Origin of the sequence: Nocardioides cavernae (genome assembly GCF_016907475.1) — a bacterium.
GTDB lineage: Bacteria > Actinomycetota > Actinomycetes > Propionibacteriales > Nocardioidaceae > Nocardioides > Nocardioides cavernae.
Genome location: NZ_JAFBCA010000001.1, coordinates 825252 through 844441, shown reverse-complemented (window position 1 = coordinate 844441; position 19190 = coordinate 825252). Strand labels below are relative to the sequence as shown.

21 protein-coding genes are annotated in these 19190 nt (G+C 72.5%); 10 read left to right on the top strand and 11 right to left on the bottom strand.

Annotation, left to right across the window (positions count from 1 at the left end; all coding sequences use genetic code 11):
* Positions 1-3: 3 nt before the first annotated feature.
* The 4 genes from JOD65_RS04035 to JOD65_RS04020 all read right to left on the bottom strand — a co-directional run bounded on the left by JOD65_RS04035 (position 4) and on the right by JOD65_RS04020 (position 4889).
* A complete protein-coding gene (locus JOD65_RS04035; RefSeq protein WP_191193636.1) occupies positions 4-1284 on the bottom strand; it encodes an ABC transporter substrate-binding protein in 1281 nt (426 codons plus the stop codon).
* Positions 1285-1463: 179 nt separating this feature from the next.
* The gene (locus JOD65_RS04030; RefSeq protein WP_191193637.1) at positions 1464-2912 is read right to left on the bottom strand and encodes a flavin-containing monooxygenase; all 1449 of its coding nucleotides are present in this window, start codon (positions 2910-2912) and stop codon (positions 1464-1466) included.
* A complete protein-coding gene (locus tag JOD65_RS04025; RefSeq protein ID WP_191193638.1) occupies positions 2909-3649 on the bottom strand; it encodes a glutamine amidotransferase in 741 nt (246 codons plus the stop codon). Before JOD65_RS04025 ends, JOD65_RS04030 begins: the two co-directional genes overlap by 4 nt.
* A 91-nt stretch (positions 3650-3740) precedes the next feature.
* A complete protein-coding gene (locus JOD65_RS04020; RefSeq protein ID WP_191193639.1) occupies positions 3741-4889 on the bottom strand; it encodes a CaiB/BaiF CoA transferase family protein in 1149 nt (382 codons plus the stop codon).
* Between the two features lie 202 nt (positions 4890-5091).
* Between JOD65_RS04020 and JOD65_RS04015 the strand changes: the two genes are divergently transcribed.
* The 5 genes from JOD65_RS04015 to JOD65_RS03995 all read left to right on the top strand — a co-directional run bounded on the left by JOD65_RS04015 (position 5092) and on the right by JOD65_RS03995 (position 10819).
* Positions 5092-5628, top strand: a complete 537-nt coding sequence (locus JOD65_RS04015) for a PadR family transcriptional regulator (protein WP_191193640.1) — start codon at positions 5092-5094, stop codon at positions 5626-5628.
* Between the two features lies 1 nt (position 5629).
* Positions 5630-7642, top strand: a complete 2013-nt coding sequence (locus JOD65_RS04010; RefSeq protein ID WP_191193641.1) for an NADPH-dependent 2,4-dienoyl-CoA reductase — start codon at positions 5630-5632, stop codon at positions 7640-7642.
* A 58-nt stretch (positions 7643-7700) separates the two neighbouring features.
* Positions 7701-9398, top strand: a complete 1698-nt coding sequence (locus JOD65_RS04005; RefSeq protein WP_307820918.1) for a long-chain-fatty-acid--CoA ligase — start codon at positions 7701-7703, stop codon at positions 9396-9398.
* Between the two features lie 37 nt (positions 9399-9435).
* Positions 9436-10200, top strand: coding sequence for a dimethylargininase (gene ddaH / locus JOD65_RS04000; RefSeq protein WP_191193643.1), 765 nt, complete (start codon positions 9436-9438; stop codon positions 10198-10200).
* A gap of 97 nt (positions 10201-10297) precedes the next feature.
* Positions 10298-10819: a nucleotidyltransferase domain-containing protein gene (locus tag JOD65_RS03995; RefSeq protein WP_191193644.1), complete on the top strand. Its 522-nt coding sequence runs from the start codon at positions 10298-10300 to the stop codon at positions 10817-10819.
* 316 nt (positions 10820-11135) lie between these two features.
* Here the strand turns inward: JOD65_RS03995 and JOD65_RS03990 are convergent, their stop codons facing one another.
* Genes JOD65_RS03990 through JOD65_RS03980 form a run of 3 tightly spaced genes read right to left on the bottom strand, consistent with a single transcriptional unit; the run spans position 11136 to position 12456 of the window.
* On the bottom strand, positions 11136-11621 hold the full coding sequence (locus tag JOD65_RS03990; RefSeq protein ID WP_191193645.1) for an SRPBCC family protein: 486 nt from the start codon (positions 11619-11621) through the stop codon (positions 11136-11138).
* 41 nt (positions 11622-11662) lie between these two features.
* Entirely contained in the window at positions 11663-12001 is a 339-nt protein-coding gene (locus JOD65_RS03985; protein ID WP_191193646.1) for an ArsR/SmtB family transcription factor, read from the bottom strand.
* The gene (locus tag JOD65_RS03980) at positions 11998-12456 is read right to left on the bottom strand and encodes an SRPBCC domain-containing protein (protein ID WP_191193647.1); all 459 of its coding nucleotides are present in this window, start codon (positions 12454-12456) and stop codon (positions 11998-12000) included. The genes JOD65_RS03985 and JOD65_RS03980 overlap by 4 nt, the downstream gene beginning before the upstream one ends.
* A 112-nt stretch (positions 12457-12568) precedes the next feature.
* On the opposite strand from JOD65_RS03980, the gene JOD65_RS03975 reads away from it, so the two are divergent.
* Positions 12569-13360: an alpha/beta fold hydrolase gene (locus JOD65_RS03975; RefSeq protein ID WP_191193648.1), complete on the top strand. Its 792-nt coding sequence runs from the start codon at positions 12569-12571 to the stop codon at positions 13358-13360.
* A 6-nt stretch (positions 13361-13366) separates the two neighbouring features.
* Here the strand turns inward: JOD65_RS03975 and JOD65_RS03970 are convergent, their stop codons facing one another.
* The 3 genes from JOD65_RS03970 to JOD65_RS23605 are packed head-to-tail and all read right to left on the bottom strand — an operon-like array spanning position 13367 to position 15536.
* Positions 13367-14296: an NADP-dependent oxidoreductase gene (locus JOD65_RS03970; protein WP_191193649.1), complete on the bottom strand. Its 930-nt coding sequence runs from the start codon at positions 14294-14296 to the stop codon at positions 13367-13369.
* Positions 14297-14356: 60 nt separating this feature from the next.
* Positions 14357-15370, bottom strand: coding sequence for a beta-ketoacyl-ACP synthase III (locus JOD65_RS03965; protein ID WP_191193650.1), 1014 nt, complete (start codon positions 15368-15370; stop codon positions 14357-14359).
* Between the two features lie 31 nt (positions 15371-15401).
* On the bottom strand, positions 15402-15536 hold the full coding sequence (locus tag JOD65_RS23605; RefSeq protein ID WP_263575283.1) for a hypothetical protein: 135 nt from the start codon (positions 15534-15536) through the stop codon (positions 15402-15404).
* Between the two features lie 81 nt (positions 15537-15617).
* On the opposite strand from JOD65_RS23605, the gene JOD65_RS03960 reads away from it, so the two are divergent.
* Positions 15618-16244 (top strand): DUF998 domain-containing protein, encoded by a 627-nt coding sequence (locus JOD65_RS03960; protein WP_191193651.1) that lies wholly within the window; start codon positions 15618-15620, stop codon positions 16242-16244.
* On the opposite strand, the gene JOD65_RS03955 is transcribed toward JOD65_RS03960, so the two are convergent.
* On the bottom strand, positions 16238-16375 hold the full coding sequence (locus JOD65_RS03955; protein ID WP_191193652.1) for a hypothetical protein: 138 nt from the start codon (positions 16373-16375) through the stop codon (positions 16238-16240). The two genes, JOD65_RS03960 and JOD65_RS03955, sit on opposite strands and share 7 nt — an antisense overlap.
* Positions 16376-16516: 141 nt before the next feature.
* Between JOD65_RS03955 and JOD65_RS03950 the strand changes: the two genes are divergently transcribed.
* Genes JOD65_RS03950 through JOD65_RS03940 form a run of 3 tightly spaced genes read left to right on the top strand, consistent with a single transcriptional unit; the run spans position 16517 to position 19177 of the window.
* Positions 16517-17251 (top strand): hypothetical protein, encoded by a 735-nt coding sequence (locus JOD65_RS03950; RefSeq protein WP_191193653.1) that lies wholly within the window; start codon positions 16517-16519, stop codon positions 17249-17251.
* Positions 17252-17286: 35 nt separating this feature from the next.
* A complete protein-coding gene (locus JOD65_RS03945; protein ID WP_191193654.1) occupies positions 17287-18000 on the top strand; it encodes a hypothetical protein in 714 nt (237 codons plus the stop codon).
* Between the two features lie 46 nt (positions 18001-18046).
* Entirely contained in the window at positions 18047-19177 is a 1131-nt protein-coding gene (locus JOD65_RS03940) for a nucleotide sugar dehydrogenase (RefSeq protein WP_224747339.1), read from the top strand.
* Positions 19178-19190 lie beyond the last annotated feature (13 nt).

Here is a 19190-nt window from a genome sequence, read left to right as displayed (position 1 = left end):
CGATCAGCCGAGCGCTTCGACGTCGGTCAGGAACTGGTCCCACGACTGGGCAGCGTCCTGGGATCCGTCGTCGACGCGAAGGACCGCGGCCTGGAAGGCCTGGAGGATGTCGGAGTACTTCGGGCCCTTGTAAGGCTGCACCGTCACCGCCTGGGCGCGCTCCGCGAGGATCTCACCGGTGGGCGCATCGTTGAAGAACGCGTTCGTCGCGCTGGTCACCTCGCCCGACTCCAGGGCCTCGACCTGACTGGGGAAGGTGCCCTTGGCGGCGAACGCCTTGACCTGCTGCTCCGGCGCGGTCAGCCAGGCAGCGACCTCCTTGGCCTCCTCGATGTTCTCGCCCTGGGCCGGGACGGTGAGGAACGAGCCTCCCCAGTTGCCGCCGCCGCCGGGGAAGACGTTGGCGATGTCCCAGCCCTTCACGCCCTCGGCGTTGCCCTCGACGACGCCGAGCATCCAGCCCGGGCACGCCATGGTGGCGAAGCCGTCGTTCTGGAACGAGGCGGTCCAGTCGTCGCTCCACTGCGGGAGCTTGGTGGACAGGCCCTTCTCGATGTTGCCGGTGACGTCGGCCCAGACGGCCTCGAGCTCGTCGTTCTCCACCTCGACCGTGTTGTCGTCGGTCTCGAAGGGGTTCTCGACCTGGTTGAGCATGGCCTGCGCAAGCCCGCCGGACGAGTCGTACCACGCGGTGTCGGGGACCTTCTTGATGAACTCCTCGCCGAGGGCGAAGTAGTCGTCCCAGGTGCCCATGAGCCCCGCGACCTCCTCGCGGTCGGTGGGAAGGCCGGCCTTCTCGAACAGGTCGGACCGGTAGCAGATGCCCTCCGGGCCGATGTCGGTGGCGTAGCCGATCATCTGGCCGTCGGCGTTGAGGGTCTTCTCCTCGACCCACGGAAGCCAGCGGCCGTCGACCTCGTCGTCGGTGAGGTCCTCGAAGGCACCTTCCTCGGCGAGGATCGCGGGCATTGCGTCACCCTCGATCGCCTCGATGTCCGACAGGCCGGAGCCTGCCGCGAGCTTGGTGTAGAGGTTGGCCTTCGCGTCGTCCCACGTGCCGACCTTGACCTGCTCGATCTTGATGTCGTCGTTGGCGGCGTTCCACTCGTCGATGAGTCCCTCGTAGCCGAACTCGTTGAACGTCGCCACGGTGATCGTGGTGACGCCGTCTGCGGTCGTCCCGTCGTCGTCACCGCCGCCGCACGCGGCCGCGGTCGTCGCGAGGGTGAGCGCCACCAACGCGCTCGAGGCGAGTCGGTATCGCCGGGTCTTCGATGTCTTCACCACTGCACTCCTGCCGTCCTGGGCCGCCGGGCTCCCTGCCCGGCTGGAAGGTGGACGCGAGTGGTGTGAGAGCGCTTCCACTTCCGTCCGGCAATCACTATGACGCCGGTCACATCAGGTGTCAACGATCGCGAGAGAACGTGTGCGCAAAATGTGGGAGCGCTTCCATTCCTCGGCGTTCACGACCACCGCAGCACCCCGTCGTCGAGCCGCGCCCGCCGGATGGTCCGGGCGTCGTGGAGGTAGTTCTGCCTGAGCGACCACGGGGCCCGCGTGCCCTGCCGGGGAAGCGTGTGGACGACCCGCTGCACGTAGCCGGCGTCGAAGTCCATCAGCGGCACCTCCTCGACCTCCGGGTCGCGCACCGGGACGACCGATCGGGTGCCGGTCGACCGCAGCCGCTCCAGCAGCCGGACGACGTACTCCCCGACGAGGTCGGCCTTGAGCGTCCACGAGGCGTTGGTGTAGCCGATCGTGAAGGCGAAGTTGGGCACGCCCGAGAGCATCATCGCGCGGTAGGCCATGGTCCGGCTCGGCTCGACCCGCTCGCCGTCCACGCTCAGCTCTGCGCCGCCGAACACCTGCAGGTTGAGGCCGGTCGCGGTGACGACGACGTCGGCCTCGAGCCGCTCCCCCGACTCGAGCTCGAGGCCGGTCTCGGTGAAGGTGGCGATGCGGTCGGTCACCACGTCGGCCCGGCCGCGCCTGATGGCCCGGAACAGGTCGCCGTCCGGCACCAGGCACATCCGCTGGTCCCACGGGTCGTAGCTCGGGTTGAAGTGGGTGTCGACCGCGTAGCCGGGCGGGAGCTGGGCGACGTTCGTCCTGCGGACGAGGCGGCGCACGAGGTCCGGGCGCCGCCGGCTCACGCGGTAGAGCGCGGACTGCAGCGCGATGTTCTTCCACCGCGTCGCCACGAACGACCACTCCTCGCCGACGAGCCGCGTCAGCCGACCCTTCACCGCGTCCCTGGCCGGCACCGGGAGGACGTACGTCGGTGAGCGCTGCAGCATCGTGACGTGCGCGGCGCCGCCCGCGGCGAGGGCGGGCACGAGCGTGACCGCGGTCGCGCCCGAGCCGATGACGACGATGCGCTTCCCCGCGAGGTCGAGGTCGTCGGGCCAGTGCTGCGGGTGGACCACCTGGCCGCCGAAGCGCTCCTGGCCCTGGAAGTGCGGCGTGTAGCCCGCGTCGTAGTCGTAGTAGCCGCTGCAGGCCCACAGGAAGTCGGCGGTCATCGTGCGCCGCTCCCCGCCGACCTCGGACGTCACCGTCCACCGCGCGGTGCTCGAGTCCCAGTCGGCCGCGGCGACGCGGTGGCCGTAGCGGACGTGCTGGTCCACGCCGTACTCGCGCGCCGTGTCGCGGAGGTAGTCGAGGATCGAGGCGCCGTCGGCCAGGGCGGTGTCGCCGCGCCACGGCCGGAACCGGTAGCCGAGCGTGTGCATGTCGGAGTCGGAGCGCACGCCCGGGTAGCGGAACAGGTCCCACGTCCCGCCGCTGACCTCGCGCCGCTCCAGGACGGCGTACGACGTCGCGGGCAGGTCCTTGGCGAGGTGGGCCGCCGCGCCGATGCCCGACAGGCCGGCTCCGATGATCAGCACGTCGACGTGCTCGGCAGTCGTCATGCTGACTCCCGCGCGTACAGCTCCACGAAGCGGCCGAGCAGCCGCACCGGCTCGGTCACCATCGCCTCGCGGGCGGCGGTCTTGAGGTGCTCCTGCTCGTGCGGCTCGTAGTAGCCGTGGGCGCTGTAGGCGTCGATCCGGTCGCAGATCGCGACGGCGTCGAGCTCGGGGTGGAACTGGGTGGCGTAGACGTTGCGGCCGATCCGGAAGGCGTGGACCGGGCAGGTGTCGGTGGAGGCGAGCAGCACCGCGCCATCGGGTAGCCGCGCGACCGCCTCCTTGTGGCCGAGGTAGGCCGTGAACTCGGCCGGCAGCATGCCGAAGAGCGGGTCGTCCCGCCCCGCGTCGGTGAGCCGGACGGGCAGCGCGCAGATGGGCTCGCCGAAGGTCCGGTCGACGACACCGCCGAACAAGGTGCCGAGCACGCCGATGCCGTAGCAGGCGCCGAGGAACGGGACGTCCGCCGCGACCACCCGTGCCGCGAGGGCCTCGAGCTCGGCCTCGGCCCGGCGCTGCGCCGGAGACTTCGCGTCCTCCGGGTCCGACATGTTGTAGGGCCCGCCGCCGAGGATGATCCCGGACCAGTCGTCGAGGTCCACCTCCCCGAGCGGTCCTGCCTCGAGGCGGACGCGCACCAGCTCGTCGGACCGCAGGCCGCAGCCGGCGAGCACGGCGTCGTACTCCTGCTGGGCGATGTCGTCCTCGGCGCGGGTGCCGAGGAAGAGGAAGGGCCTCACGGTCTCGATACACCGCCGTCCCGGCTTCGTGCCTCAGCCGCGGGCGGCACTCGACCACCATCGCGTGCGCCGAGCTCGTTCCCCACTCCGCTCACGCCTGCACCGCCGCCCCGCAGGCGATCAGGCCGTCGACATCGGCGATGCCCCAGGCGGCGAGCGCCTCGCGGGTGTGCTCCCCCGGCAGCGCGGGCGGGCTGCTGATGGTGGACGCGGTCCGCGAGAAGCGCGGCGCGGGCGCCGGCTGGGTGACGCCGTCGCGCTCGACGAAGGTGCCGCGCGCCGCGAGGTGCGGGTGGGCGGGCGCCTCGGCGAGGGGTACGACGGGCGCGACGCAGGCGTCCGTGCCGTCGAAGACCTCGGCCCACTCGGCCTGCGTCCTCTCCTTGAACCGCCTGATCAGGGCGCCGCGGATGGTGGCGTGGTTGGCCGGGTCGTCGCGGTCGGGCAGCTCGACGCCGACGCGCTCGACGAGCGCGGCCCAGAACTGCGGCTCGAGCGCCCCGACGCTCACGTGCCGGCCGTCGGCGGTCTCGTAGACGTCGTACCAGGGCGTGCCGCCGTCGAGCAGCCCCGAGCGGCGGGTGCCGGTGTCGAGGCCGAGGGCGGCGAAGGTCGAGGCCATCGCGTTGAGGTGGGCCGTGCCGTCGACGATGGCGGCGTCGACGACCTGGCCCCTTCCGCTCGTGCGCGCCTCGAGGAGCGCGGCGAGGATGCCGATGACGAGGTAGGTCGAGCCGCCGCCGAAGTCGCCGAGGAGGTTGCCCGGGAAGTGCGGCCGGTCGCGGTCCTGGCCGAGGCCGTGGAGGGCGCCGGTGATCCCGATGTAGTTCATGTCGTGGCCCGCGGCCTGGCTCCACGGCCCGCCCTGGCCCCAGCCGGTCATCCGGCCGATGACCAGGCGTTCGTTGCGGGCGTGGCAGGCGTCCGGCCCGAGCCCGAGCCGCTCCATCGCCCCGGGACGCATCCCCTCGACGAGGACGTCGGCCCGCTCGACGAGGTCGAGCACGGCCCCGATCGCCTCCGGTCGCTTGAGGTCGAGCGCGACGCTCGGCCGGCCGCGGTTGAGCACGTCGGCCCGCCCGCTGGCGAACATCCCGCCGCCCGGCCGGTCGATCCGCACCACGTCGGCGCCGAGGTCGGCCAGCAGCATGCACGCGTGCGGCCCCGGGCCGATACCCGCCACCTCGACCACCCGCACGCCCCGCAGCGGCCCGGTCCCCTGCCCCAGCTCGTACGTCATGCGCCCGATCATGACACCGCCGCTGTCAGCGTCGCGACGGTCGTCTCGCGGCCAGCAAGTCCCCGGATATCCGGGGAGGTTCACACTTGGCGCCCCAGATCTCGGGTGCGAAGTGTGAAAGTCACCGGATATCCGGGGACTTCGGCGACCTCGGTCACGGCGGGCTTGCAACTCGTTGCATAGGTCAGGCACCATGGCCCGCATGGCCCTCGAGCACGCCCTCCTCGTCGCGCTCAGCGAGCGCCCGGCGAGCGGGCTCGAGCTGACCCGGCGGTTCGAGAGGTCGCTGGGGTTCTTCTGGCACGCCACCCACCAGCAGATCTACCGCGTGCTGGCGCGGATGGAGGCCGACGGCTGGGTGGGCGTCGAGGTCGTCGAGCAGGAGGGCCGGCCCGACAAGCGGGTCCACACACCGTCGACCGAGGGGCGGCGGGTGCTGGCCGAGTGGCTGGCCACGCCGATGCCGATGGAGACGTTCCGCAGCGAGCTGGCGGTCAAGCTGCGCGGGGCGTCGTACGGCGACCGCGCCGCGCTGGCCTCCAACCTCCTGGCCGCCCGGGCCGACCACGCCACCCGGCTCGCGCACTACGAGGAGCTCGAGCGCGAGCAGTTCCCCGACCCGGCCGACCTCGACGGCGCCGGGCTCGACCAGTGGCTGGTGCTGCGCGGCGGCATCCGCCTCGAACGCTTCTGGATCGACTGGATCACCGACTACCTGCACGCCCACGCGAAGGACTGACATGACGCACCCCCGCTACCCCCACCTGCTCGAGCCGATCACCCTCGGCACCGGTCCGGACGCGCTGATGCTCCGCAACCGCGTCGTCATGGGCTCGATGCACACCGGGCTCGAGGACCACCCGTGGGACATCGACAAGCTCGCGGCGTTCTTCGAGGAGCGGGCGCGCGGGGGCGTCGGCCTGATCATCACCGGCGGCTACGCGCCGACCAAGCGCGGCTGGCTCAAGCCGTTCGCGTCGGAGATGACCAACCGCCTCCACGCCAAGCGGCACGAGCGGATCACCGGCGCCGTCCACGACGCGGGCGGCGCGATCGCGCTGCAGGTCCTGCACGCCGGCCGCTACGGCTACCACCCGCTGTCGCAGAGCGCGTCGGACAAGAAGTCGCCGATCACGCCCTTCAAGCCGAGCGCCATGTCGAGCAAGGAGGTCGACCACACCGCGACCGCCTTCGCCAAGAGCGTCGCGCTCGCCCGCAAGGCCGGCTACGACGCGGTCGAGATCATGGGCTCCGAGGGCTACCTCATCAACCAGTTCCTCGCCGCGCGCACCAACGACCGCGACGACCAGTGGGGCGGCTCGCCCGCGCGCCGCATGCACTTCGCCGTCGAGGTCGTACGCCGCTCGCGTGAGCTGGTCGGCCCGGACTTCCCGATCGTCTACCGGATCTCCCTGCTCGACCTCGTCGAGGGCGGGCAGACCTGGGAGGAGACCGCCGAGCTCGCGCTGCACCTGCAGGCCGCCGGCGTCACCGTCTTCAACACCGGCATCGGCTGGCACGAGGCACGGGTGCCGACGATCATCACGCAGGTGCCGCGCGGCGCCTGGCGCTCCCACACCGCGCGCCTCAAGGAGATCGTCGACGTCCCCGTCTGCGCCTCCAACCGGATCAACACCCCCGAGCTGGCCGAGGACATCCTCGCCGCCGGCGAGGCCGACCTCGTCTCGATGGCGCGGCCGTTGCTGGCCGACGCGGCCTTCGTCGCGAAGGCGATGGACGAGCGCGCCGACGAGATCAACACCTGCATCGCCTGCAACCAGGCCTGCCTCGACCACGTCTTCAGCAACGAGCGCGCCTCCTGCCTGGTCAACCCGCGCGCCTGCCACGAGACCGAGCTCGTGCTGATGCCCACGCTCCGCAAGCAGACCGTCGCGGTGGTCGGAGCCGGCCCGGCCGGCCTCGCCGCCGCCACGTCGGCGGCCGAGCGCGGCTTCGCGGTGACGCTCTTCGAGAAGTCACCCGAGCTCGGCGGCCAGTTCCGCCTCGCGATGGCGGTCCCCGGCAAGGAGGACTTCGCCGACACGCTGCGCTACTTCACCCGTCGCCTCGAGGTCCTCGGCGTCGACGTACGCCTCGCGACGGCCGCGACCGCCGACGACCTCGCCGGCTTCGACCAGGTGGTCGTCGCGACCGGCGTCACCCCGCGACTCCCGGAAATCGCCGGAATCGACCACCCGACCGTGGCGTCGTACGCCGACGTGCTGAGCGGCGCGGTGGTCCCGGGCAAGCGGGTCGCGGTGATCGGCGCGGGCGGCATCGGCGTCGACGTGAGCGTCTTCCTCACCCACGAGGAGGAGGACCTCGACGACTGGATGGCCCACTGGGGCGTCGGCGACCCGGCACTCCACGAGGGCGGTCTCACCGAGGCCAAGCCGCGCACGCCCGCCCGCGAGGTGACGCTGGTGCAGCGCAAGACCACGCCCATCGGCATCGGGCTCGGCAAGACCTCCGGCTGGGCGCACCGCGCGGTGCTCAAGCAGTCCCGGGTGACCCTGGTCAGCGGCGCGACGTACGACCGCATCGACGACGCGGGCCTCCACGTCACCGTCGACGGCGCCACGCGCGTGATCGAGGCCGACACGATCGTCGTGTGCGCCGGCCAGGACTCCGTGCGCGACCTCTACGACGGCCTCGGCCGCGAGGCGCACCTCATCGGCGGTGCCGACGTCGCCGCCGAGCTCGACGCCAAGCGCGCGATCAAGCAGGGCACGGAGGTCGTCGCGGGGCTGTGAGCCCGGACGTCACCTGGCGATACCGTGGGAGCGTCGCGGCTCTCCCGCGACGATGGACGTGAGGAACACCGTGCCGGCTCAGCAGCCCCCGTGGGCAGACTCCTACGCGCCGGGCGTGCCCCTGCACCTCGACTACGGCGACACCACGGTGCTCGACCTGTGGGACGACGCGGTGCGCCACCACCCCGATCGCCCCGCGGTCGACTTCCTGGGCCGGGTGTCGACCTACGCCGAGGTCGACCAGGAGGTACGCCGCGTGGCGGGCGGCCTGCACGCGCTCGGCGTACGTCCCAGTGACAACGTCGCCCTGGTGATGCCGAACTGTCCGCAGAACGTCATCACCTTCTTCGCAGTGCTCCGCCTCGGCGCCGCCGTCGTCGAGCACAACCCGCTCTACACCGCGGCGGAGCTGCGTCGCCCGTTCGTCGACCACGGCGCCCGGGTCGCGATCGTGTGGGACAAGGTCGTGCCGGTCGTCGAAGAGCTCGTCGCCGGCTCGGCCCTCGAGCACGTGGTCGCCGTCGACATGACCACCCGGCTCCCGTGGCGCAAGCGGCTCGCGCTGCGCCTGCCGATCGCGAAGGCGCGCGCCGCCCGGGAGCAGCTGACGGCCCCGGCGCCCCAGGCCGTGCAGTGGGCCGACCTGGCCTCCGCCGCTCCGCTGGACGACTCGCACCCGCGACCGCACCGCGACGACGTCGCGCTCCTGCTCTACACCTCCGGCACGACCGGCGTGCCGAAGGGCGTGCCGCTGCTGCACCGCAACCTCGTCGCCAACGTGATGCAGGGTCGCGCCTGGGTACCGGGACTGAAGGAGGGCGAGGAGTCCTTCCTGGTGGCGCTGCCGTTGTTCCACGCCTACGGCGTGACGGTGAGCGTGCTGCTCGGCGTGGCCCTCGCCGCCAAGCTGGTGCTGCTGCCCAAGCCCGAGATCGGCCTGATCATGGACGCCGTCGCACGTGAGGTGCCGAGCTTCGTGCCGGCGGTGCCGCCGCTCTACCAGCGCATCGTCGACGAGTCGCAGCGCCGCAACGTCTCGATCAAGGGCATCCGCTACGGCCTCTCGGGGGCGATGCCCCTGCCCGCTCCGCTCGTCGAGCGGTGGGAGGCCGTCACGGGCGGGCTGCTCGTGGAGGGCTACGGCCTCACCGAGACGTCACCGGTGATCGTCGGCAACCCGATGACCGGCGCGCGCCGGCCGGGTGCGATCGGGGTGCCGTTCCCCGACGTGGAGATCCGCATCGCTGACCCGGACGACCTCGACCGCGCGGTGCCGCAGGGCGAGCGCGGCGAGCTGCTGGTGCGGGGCCCGCAGGTCTTCGCGGGGTATCGCGGCCTGCCGGACGAGACCGCGGCCGCGTTCCACGACGGGTGGTTCCGCACCGGCGACGTGGTGACCATGTCGCCCGACGGGTTCCTGACGATCGTGGACCGGATCAAGGAGGTCATCATCACCGGAGGGTTCAACGTCTACCCGTCCGAGGTGGAGGCCGTGCTCCGCACGCACGCCGGGGTCGTGGACGTGGCGGTCGTCGGCCTGCCGCACGAGGACGGCGGCGAGGAGGTCGTCGCCGCGGTCGTGCTCGTGGAGGGCGTACCGGTGCAGCCGGACGAGCTGCGGGCGCACACCCGGCAGGGACTCACGCCCTACAAGGTGCCGCGCCGGGTGGTGTTCGTCGAGGAGCTGCCGACCAACCCGATGGGCAAGGTCCTGCGGCGCGAGGTCGTGGCCCGGCTGCAGGACCCGCGCGACTGACGTCGACCGTCCCGCACGGGGCTGGGAGGATCTGCGGGTGAACCGTCGCGCCCTCGTCCGCCGCCCCAGCCCCCGCCTCGCCGAAGGCCTGCTGACCCACCTCGACCGCGTCCCGGTCGACGTCGACCTCGCGCAGCGCCAGTGGGAGGCGTACGTCGCCGCGCTGCAGGCCGAGGGCTGGGAGACGATCGAGGTCCCGCCGGCACCGGACTGCCCCGACTCGGTCTTCGTCGAGGACACCGTGGTGATGTACGGCGACCTCGCCGTCCTCACGCGCCCCGGCGCGGACGAGCGCAAGGCCGAGGTCGAGGGCACCGAGCAGACGCTGCGCGACCTGGGCTTCCGGATCGCCCGCATCGAGTCGCCCGGCACCCTGGACGGCGGGGACGTCCTCAAGCACGACGGCACGGTCTGGGTCGGTCTCGGCGGACGCACCAACCAGGCCGGCATCGACCAGCTCGCCGCGCACCTCGCACCGCTCGGCGCCTCCGTGGTGGCCGTCCCCCTGACCAAGGCGCTGCACCTCAAGTCGGCGGTCACCGCGCTGCCCGACGGCACCGTCGTCGGGTGGGACGAGGTCGTCGACGACCCGTCCGTGTGGGACTCGTTCCTCGCCGTCCCGGAGGAGCCGGGCTCGCACGTCGTGCTGCTCGACGAGGCGACCGTGCTGATGTCCTCGGCTGCCCCCCGGACGCGTGCCCTGTACGAGGAGCGCGGACTGCGCGTGGTGGCCGTCGACGTCACCGAGTACGAGAAGCTCGAGGGCTGCGTCACCTGCCTGTCCGTGCGTCTGCGCGGCTGACGTCCTCCCGGTCCGGACCGGCGGTCCGCCCCCTTGCCAGCGCCTCGTGGCGCGGAGGACTCTGGCCGAAGACACGGACCGAGGAAGCGGGACACGGATGGGTGAGCCGTCGCTGGAGCTGACGCCGCAAACGGCTGCGCTCGCCGGCGCCGCCGACGCCCTGGACTCGGCCGGCCTCGAGCACTGGTTCTTCGGCGGGTGGGCCGTGGACCTGTGGGTCGGTCGCGTCACCCGCGCGCACGAGGACATCGACGTCCTCGTCCAGCGCGCTGACGAGGCCGGGGTCGACGCAGCGCTCACCGCGGCCGGCTGGGTCCACACGCCCCGTGACGACGACCTGGTCGGCACCGAGTACGCCGGGGACGGGTACGCCCTGCAGCTGACGTTCGTCGAGACCGACGACCAGGGCCGGGTCGTCGTACCCGTGCCGGGACAGCCGATCGTGCTGTCCACCGGACCGCTGGACCACGTCCGCCGCCCGCTCGGCCACCTCCGGGTCCGCGTGCTGACGCTGGAGAAGATGCTCGAGGGCAAGGGCGTCCCGCGGCCCGACGACGCGGGCGGCGAGAAGGACCGGGCGGACCTCGCCGCGCTCCGGGCCGTCGCCGCGACGATGTGAGCGGACGCTCGCCGATCTCGTACGGGCCACGACCGCCACACGTGTCCGGGATGTTGCCCCCGGACGTCACGATCGAGGGCCACAACCGCCACACGTGTGCGGATCGGGCGCCCGGCACCGACGGGCCGGGTCGGAGACCCGGCCGCCGGGCAACCCCTGCCGATGTGGTCGGACCACTGTTCACGGATCACGGTCGCCGCGCAGGTCGAGCCTGCGGAGCCCGTCCGCCCCAGGGGTGGGGCGAGGACTCGAGGCTAGCCCGCGCACGCGGCGACGTGCACCCGACTTGTGCGGCCCGGGCCCCGTCCCAGTGCCCCTACTGCCGAGCCCCGGCGTGCTGGCCCACGGCCGCCAGGTCCTCCTCGCGGGTACGCATCGTGCCGTGGCCGGTCAGGATCCGCTGACGGAGGCTGTCGGTGATGTAGTGCCGCCAGGCGTCGTGACAGACGTCGAAGCACTGGTCGCCCGCCGCAAGACCCTCGTGCGTGAACGTCACCCGCGTCCGGCCGTCGTCGGCGGCGATGTCGAAGCGGGCCGTCGTCCCGATCCACTCGCCCTTGTCGGCGATGAATCCGAGGTGTCCGTCGGTGAACTCCCACACCACCCGCTCGCCGGGGACGAGCTCGGCGGTGTGCTGCTTGGAGTAGTGGAGGTCCGGCACCAGGTAGAACCAGTCGGCTCCCAGCTGGTCGGTGGCGCCGACGATGTTGGTCGCGCCCCACCAGGAGCGGACGTCGATGATGGCCTCGTAGGCAGCCTGCGGCGTCGCGTCCACGGTGAAGGTGTGGGTCAGGTCGTTCATGTCGATCCTTTCGTGTGGGGGCGGAGGGTCCGCCGGAGGATTCAGTCCTCGCGCTCCTCCTGAAGCGCCTCGGCGAGGCGCTTGATCCGGCGGAGCCGGCCGTCCCAGGCCGTGCTCACGGCCTCGAGCTGCGCCAGCGCGCGGGACAGCTGCTCCTCGTCGATCCGGTAGTGCCGTTCCCGGCCGGCCGTCTGCCCGTGCACGAGGCCGACCCGATCGAGCACGACCAGGTGCTTCGCGACCGCCTGCCGGCTGACCGGGAGCCGTTCGCTCAACGACGTCGACGTGGCCGACCCGGCCGCGAGGAGCAGGTCGATCATCTGGCGCCGGGTGGGGTCGCCGATCGCCGACCAGAGCGCGTCGTCGACTGCCTCCGTCATGGCCGGGCGTCCAGCGCTGCGGCGTGCGTGACGAGGCGCGGCAGGAAGTAGTCCCACCCGTGGACGTGGTCCTCGTAGGTCGCCTGCTGCACGGCGGCGGTCCAGCCCCGCTCGCGGAAGCCGGTCTCCCGGAAGCGCACCAGCGTGCCCGCGCCCTGGGCGACGAGCTCGAAGGTGACGAGCAGCGAGTTGCCCTCCACCGCCTCCTCCCCCGCCGGGTGGGTCCAGCGGAAGGAGAAGCGGGTGGGCGGCTGCACCTCCACGACGGTGAACGCCTCGACCTTCCCGCCATCAGCGTCGGCGAACAGGATCTCGCCCTCCGACCCGACGACGGTCTCGTAGCGCGCGTCGTCGGACCACCACTGCTTCACGTGGGCCGGGTCGCTCACCACCTCGAAGACGACCGCGGGGGTCGCCTCGACGTAGAGCTCCCGCTCGATCGTTCCCAGCTCCATGACAGCCTCCCGCAACTCTTGGTTGCTCGTCAGCGTACGCCCGTCGACGAAGGATGCGCAACCATCGATTGCGCGACCATCGACCGCCACCCGTCGACGTACAGTCCCCGACATGCCCTCCCGCACCTGGCCCGCCGGCGCGTCCGTGCTCTCCGCCACCGGCCTCCGGTCCCGTGCCAGGGCCCGCGACGACGCCCGTGACCTCGCCCGCCCCGACGGCCCGCCGACGCCGTGGACGATGGTCGGCGAGCTCGCGGCGCCGCTCGACGCGGCCCGCCTGGTCGCGGCCCTCCCCCGGCTCGCGGCGGCGCCCCGCGGCGACGGCCACCTCGTGGTCGACATCCCCGGCTGGAAGGCCCCCGAGCTCACGGGCGCGCCGCTGCGGGCCTACCTCACCCGGCTCGGGTACGACGCCCGCGGCTGGGGCTTCGGCACCAACACCGGCGACCCGCGCCGCGACGTCGAGCGGCTGTCGACCCGTGTGCTCGAGCTCGTCGACGAGACCGGCGAGCCGGCCTCGCTGGTCGGGTGGAGCCTCGGGGGCGTCATCGCGCGGGAGGTGGCGCGACGCCACCCGGACGCCGTACGACGCGTCGTCACCTACGGCACGCCGGTGGCCGGCGGCGCCCGTCACACGAGCGTCGCTCGCTCCTCGAACGCCGGGGCCGACGCGGACGCCGACCGCGTCGCCCGCCGGCTCGACGCCTCCTCCCCGATCCGGGTGCCGCTCACGGTGCTCTTCTCCCGCCGCGACGGCGTCGTCTCGTGGCAGGCGTGCATCGACCGCGCGACGCCGTCGGCCGAGCACGTCGAGGTGTCGTCGACGCACCTCGGGATGGGGTTCGACCCGGACGTGTGGACGGTCGTGGCGGACCGCCTCGCCCGTCCGGACCTCTCGGGCTGAGTCGCGTCAGGGCACGAGCACGAGCTTTCCACCCGGGTGCTGGCCCATCAGCAGCTCGGTCGCGGCGAGGGCGTCGGCCAGCGGGAACGAGCGGGCCACGGGCACGACGAGCTCGCCGGCTCCCGCCCGCTGCACCAGGTCGGCCCGCACGGACGCGCGGAAGTCACGGCTCGCGGGCCGCGCACCCGCGATGGCCAGGAAGCCCTCGTCACGCGCCCGGTCCGCGGCCGCGATCGTGACGATGCGACCGCGGTCGGCAACCAGGGCCAGGGACACCGCGACTGCTTCCTCGGTGCCCACGCAGTCGAGCGCCGCGGCGACGCCCTCCGGTGCGGCGGCGCGCACGCGCTCCGCGAGTCCTTCCCCGTAGGCGACCGGGTCGCCGCCGAAGCGGAGTACGACGTCGTGGTTGGACGGGCTGGCCGTGCCGATCACCCGGGCGCCGAGCCACGCGGCCTGCTGCAGCACGCTGACGCCGACGGCACCGGACGCACCGTGCACCACGATCGTGTCGCCGCGCGAGACGCCGACCACGTGCAGCATCTCGGCGGCGGTCGTGCCGGCGAGCAGCAGGTTGGCGGCCTCGCCGAAGGACAGGGATGGCGGCTTGGCGAAGACGTCCTGCGCCGGCACGGTCACCTCGGTCGCCCAGCCGCCGCTGATGCGGAAGGCGAGGACCTCGTCCCCCACCGCCACCGGACCCGAGCCGATCTCGGCCCCCGGTCCGACCGCGGTGACGACCCCAGCGACCTCGTACCCGATCGCCCTCGGGAAGTCGCCGGCGCCGGTGGCCACGTGCTTGGCGTCCGCTGGGTTCATCCCGGCGGCGCGGACGGAGATCGTGACCTCTCCCGCCTGCGGGACTGGGACGTCGTGCTCCTCGAACACGAAGACGTCGAGGCCGCCAGGACGGGTCGCGATCCACCGATGTGCCATCGCCCGAACCTAGCCGGGACCCCGTGACCGCCTGGTGGCAGGACCAGCCCGGACCAGGACCTACCCCTGGGCGAGCGGCGGGACCGTGACGACCTGGCCGGCGTAGCTCAGCCCGGCACCGAACGCGATCAGGAGCGCGGTGTCGCCGGCCGCCGCCTCGCCCTTGCGCAGCATCGCCTCCATGGCGAGCGGCACCGAGGCGGCCGAGGTGTTGCCCGAGTCGACCACGTCGGTGGCGATGGCGACGGAGTCGGGGAGCTGGATGTTCTTGGCGAGGGTCTGGGTGATCCGCAGGTTGGCCTGGTGCGGGATGAAGGCGTCGAGTTCGTCGACCGAGACGCCGGCCAGGTCGAGCGCCTCGTGCGCGACCTTCGCCATCGCGAACGGCGCCCAGCGGAAGACCGCGGTGCCCTCCATCTGGACCACCGGGTGGTCGGCGCCCTCGCGCCCCGAGTGGCCGCCGAGGCAGCTCGGCGTCTGGGTGATGACGTGGGCCTGCGAGCCGTCGGAGCCCCAGGCCGTGGGCCCGATCCCGGCCGCCTCGGACGGACCCACCACGACCGCACCGGCACCGTCGGCGAAGATGAACGCGGTGCCCCGGTCGGTCGGGTCCATGAAGCGGCTCAGCTGCTCCACGCCGATGACCAGCACGTGGCTCTCGGCGCCGGCGCGCACCATCGACGCAGCCAGGTTGAGCGCGTGGCAGAAGCCCGCGCACCCCGCGGAGATGTCGAACGCCGCCGCCGTGATGCCGAGCGCGGAGGCGACCTGGGGGGCCGAGGCGGGGGTGTGCTCGGGGTGGGTCGAGGTCGCGACGATGACGCAGCCGACCTGCTCCGCACCCACCCCGGCGGCCTGCAGCGCCTTCTCGGCCGCCGAGATCGACATGCCGATGAGGGTCTCGTCCTCGGCGGCGAAGCGGCGGGTCCGGATGCCCGACCGGGTCTGGATCCACTCGTCGGAGGAGTCCAGGACCTCGCAGACCTCGGCGTTGGTCACGACCCGCGCGGGCCGGTGCACGCCCAGCCCCAGCATCGCGGCGTGGGTGAGGTCGGTCGACTGCTGGATGGTCATGGGGCGAGCATAAGCAGGACTGCGACGACCGTCACAGGTCGCCGGCGGGCTGGGTCTCGGGGATGGGCGAGTCGGGTACCTCGCCCGGGTCGATCGGGTCGAGGGCCGGGTCGCCGGAGGGCACGATCTCGGGGTCGGAGTCGGGCTCGACTGGTGTGGTGGTCATCCTCCAGTCCTACGCCGACCACCGGGACGTGGCAACGCCCTCCCACCCTGAGTGATGGGCTCGTGCCCGTACGTTGGCCGCGTGCCCGCCACCCCGTCGCGCGCCGCCCTGCTCGGCGCGCTCGTCCTCCTGCTGCGGCCCACCTACATCGCTGCCGAGGTCGTCACGGCCGCCGCCACGACGGGCGGCTACAGCTTCGTCGCCGACTCGGTCAGCCGGCTCGGCGAGGTCGGGTGCACGGCGGCGTACTGCTCGCCGCGCCACGAGGTGATGAACGGCGCCTTCATGGTCTACGGCGTCGCGCTGGCCGGCGGCGCACTGCTGCTCACGAAGCAGCTCGGGCCGTGGGTGACCGGACTGCTCGTGGTGTCGGGACTGAGCTCGTACGCCACGGGGCTGGCGCCGCTCGACCAGGACGCCACGCTGCACGCGCTCGCCGCGACGCCGCTGTTCGTCGCCCAGCCGCTGGCGCTGGTGCTGCTCGGCCGTCAGGTGCGCCGGGAGCGGCCGCGACTCGGCAACGCCCTGCTGGCCACCGGTGTGCTCACGGCCTCGGCGGCGGTGGGGTTCGTGGCCTCCGGCGAGGGCCGGGCGGCAGGAGCGCTCGAGCGGGCAGCACTGTGGCCCGTGCTCCTCGGCCTGGCGGCGTACGCCTGGGACGCCGGCCTGCGCCGGCGCCCACGAGGCTCAGCTGCGGCCGCTCAGTAGCGCTTGCCGCCGCGGCGCTCCTGCACCTTCTGCACGGCCTGCTTGATCTTGGCCTGGTTGTGAGGCTTGCGCGCCTCGTCGTAGACCTTCTTGGCGATGCCGAAGGCCGCGATCTTCTTTGCCATACCCATGGATCAGACCCTGCCAGTGCGGCCCAAGCCCTTCCGTGAGAGGCAGATGAGAGGACTCTCATCAATCCGTGACCCGGCTCACTCCGAACACAGGAGGAGCCGCCGGTCCCGGCGGACATCTCGACGAAGGGTCCCAGACCGATGCGCTTCCCCTCTCTCCGCCGCCCCTCCCCCTCCATGGCCGTCTCCGTGATGGCGCTCGTCGTGGCGTCCACCGGGACGTCGTACGCAGCGGGGCTGATCGGCTCCGACGACATCCGCAACAACTCGATCCAGTCCAAGGACATCAAGAACAAGACCATCCAGGGCAAGGACATCAAGAACAGCACGATCGGGGCCCGTCAGGTCAAGGACGGATCGCTCCGCTCCCGGGACTTCAAGGAGGGCCAGCTGCCTGCCGGTCCGAAGGGCGATCAGGGCCCCGCCGGGGTCGGGCGGTGGGCGCTCGTCGACGCGACCGGCGCCATCGTCGCGCAGTCTGGCGGCTTCTCCGTGACCGCCGCCTACCCGACCCTCGCCGCGGCCGGCCCCGACACCACCGGGCTCCGTGCCAACGGCAACGTCTACATCGACGCCGGTGAGAACCTCACCAACAACGGCGTCCTGGCCGTCGTCGCCCTGCAGAACACCGTGGACCAGAACGGCGACGCCGTCACCAACGGCCGTGCGACGGGTGCGGACGCCAACCCGGAGTTCGCCGGCGAGATCTCGGCCGCGATGTGCCAGCCCGGCGTCGTCAACTGCGCACCCCCCGGCACCGGCAACACCAACCACCTGGTGGTCAGCCCGCGCAACAGCGACGGCACCGTCACCGCCGACGGCACCCGCAAGCGGTTCTACGTCGTCGTCACCGGGGACTCCTCCGAACGCGGCTGACCCTCCCGCCCGGGCAGGCCCGGTAGACATGCCTCATGCGCCTGCTCGAGCACCTGCTGGTCGGCACAGTCGACCTGGTGCGGGCCGCCATCGTTCGGCGGCCCCACCAGGTCGTCGCGCCTGCCCCGCTCGCTTCCACCCGTCGCGACCTCCACGCCGGGCTCGTCCAGCCCGACCGCACCACGTGCGGCTCGGCGTGCCTCGTCGTGGCGCGCATGCTGGGCGACCACGACTACGCCCGGTGGCTCGAGACCGGCGAGGTCGCCGGCCGCACGCGTGACCCACGGCCGCGCCGGCGCCGCTTCGCCGACGAGGTGCTCGCCACGCACGTGCGCACCAGCCGCTGGTACGGCGCCTCCGGCGCGCTGCAGGTCGGGTGGCCGCGGGCCCTCGGCACGGCCCCCTGGGCGCTCGCCCACGAGCTCACCGTCACCGGCGGGACGTCCGCCCCGGGCACCCGCCACCGCGTGCTCGCCGTCTCGCCGCGGCACCGCGCTGAGGCGTACGACGACGTGGTGCACGCCGTCGGGCTGGGTCACGCCGTGCCGCTCTACGTCGGCAACCGGACGCTGCCGCGCCACGTCGTCCTGGTCGTCGGCGGGGACCACGCGGCTCTGGCGGCGTACGACCCCGCGAGCGGAGGTCCGGTGACGATCACGCGCGCCGCCTTCGACCGCGGCGCCCTGCGAGTCGCGGGCTGGTCGGAGCCGTGGTTCGCGGTCCTGCCGGCCGGACGTACGGCACACTGACCGCGTGACCACGAAGATCTCCGTCGCGGGCCTCGGCTACGTCGGCCTGTCCATGGCCGTGCTGCTCGCCCGGCACAACACCGTCGTCGGCCTCGACCTCGACGCCCCGCGGATCGACAGGCTGCGCCGGGGCGAGAGCCCGATCCACGACGACGACATCTCGCGCTTCCTGGCCGAGGAGGAGCTGGACGTCACCTTCACGACCGATGCGGAGGAGGCCCACACCGGCGCCGACTTCGTGATCATCGCGACGCCGACCAACTACGACCCGGTCACCAACTACTTCGACACCAGCTCGATCGAAGCCGTCATGCGCGACGTCCACCGGATCGAGCCCGGCGCCACGATGGTCGTGAAGTCGACCGTGCCGGTGGGCTACATCGAGGACGTGCGCGAGCGGCTGGGGATCCCGGACGTGATCTTCTCCCCCGAGTTCCTGCGCGAGGGGCGCGCGCTGCACGACAACCTCCACCCCGCGCGGATCGTGGTCGGCGAGGACTCCGAGCGGGCGCGAGCGTTCGCCGAGCTGCTCGTCAAGGGCGCCGACGCCGACGACGTACCCGTCCTCTTCACCGAGCCCACCGAGGCCGAGGCGATCAAGCTCTTCGCCAACACCTACCTCGCGATGCGGGTCGCCTACTTCAACGAGCTCGACTCCTTCGCCCTCTCCCGCGGCCTCGACAGCCGGCAGATCATCGACGGCGTCGGCCTCGACCCGCGGATCGGCACCCACTACAACAACCCGTCCTTCGGCTACGGCGGCTACTGCCTGCCCAAGGACACCAAGCAGCTGCTGGCCAACTACTCCGACGTCCCGCAGACGCTGATCTCCGCGATCGTCGACGCCAACACGACGCGCAAGGACTTCATCGCCTTCGACATCCTCGACCGCGCCCCGGAGGTCGTGGGAATCCACCGGCTGATCATGAAGGCCGGGTCGGACAACTTCCGCGAGTCGTCGGTGCAGGGGATCATGAAGCGGCTCAAGGGCAAGGGCGTCGAGGTCGTCGTCTACGAGCCCGAGCTCCAGGTCGACTCGTGGTTCGGGTCGGAGGTCACCGCCGACCTCGCCGCCTTCAAGGAGCGCGCCGACGTCATCGTCGCCAACCGGATGGTCGACGAGCTCCGCGACGTGGCCGACAAGGTCTACACCCGCGACCTCTTCGGCGCCGACTGACCGGGCACTTCCT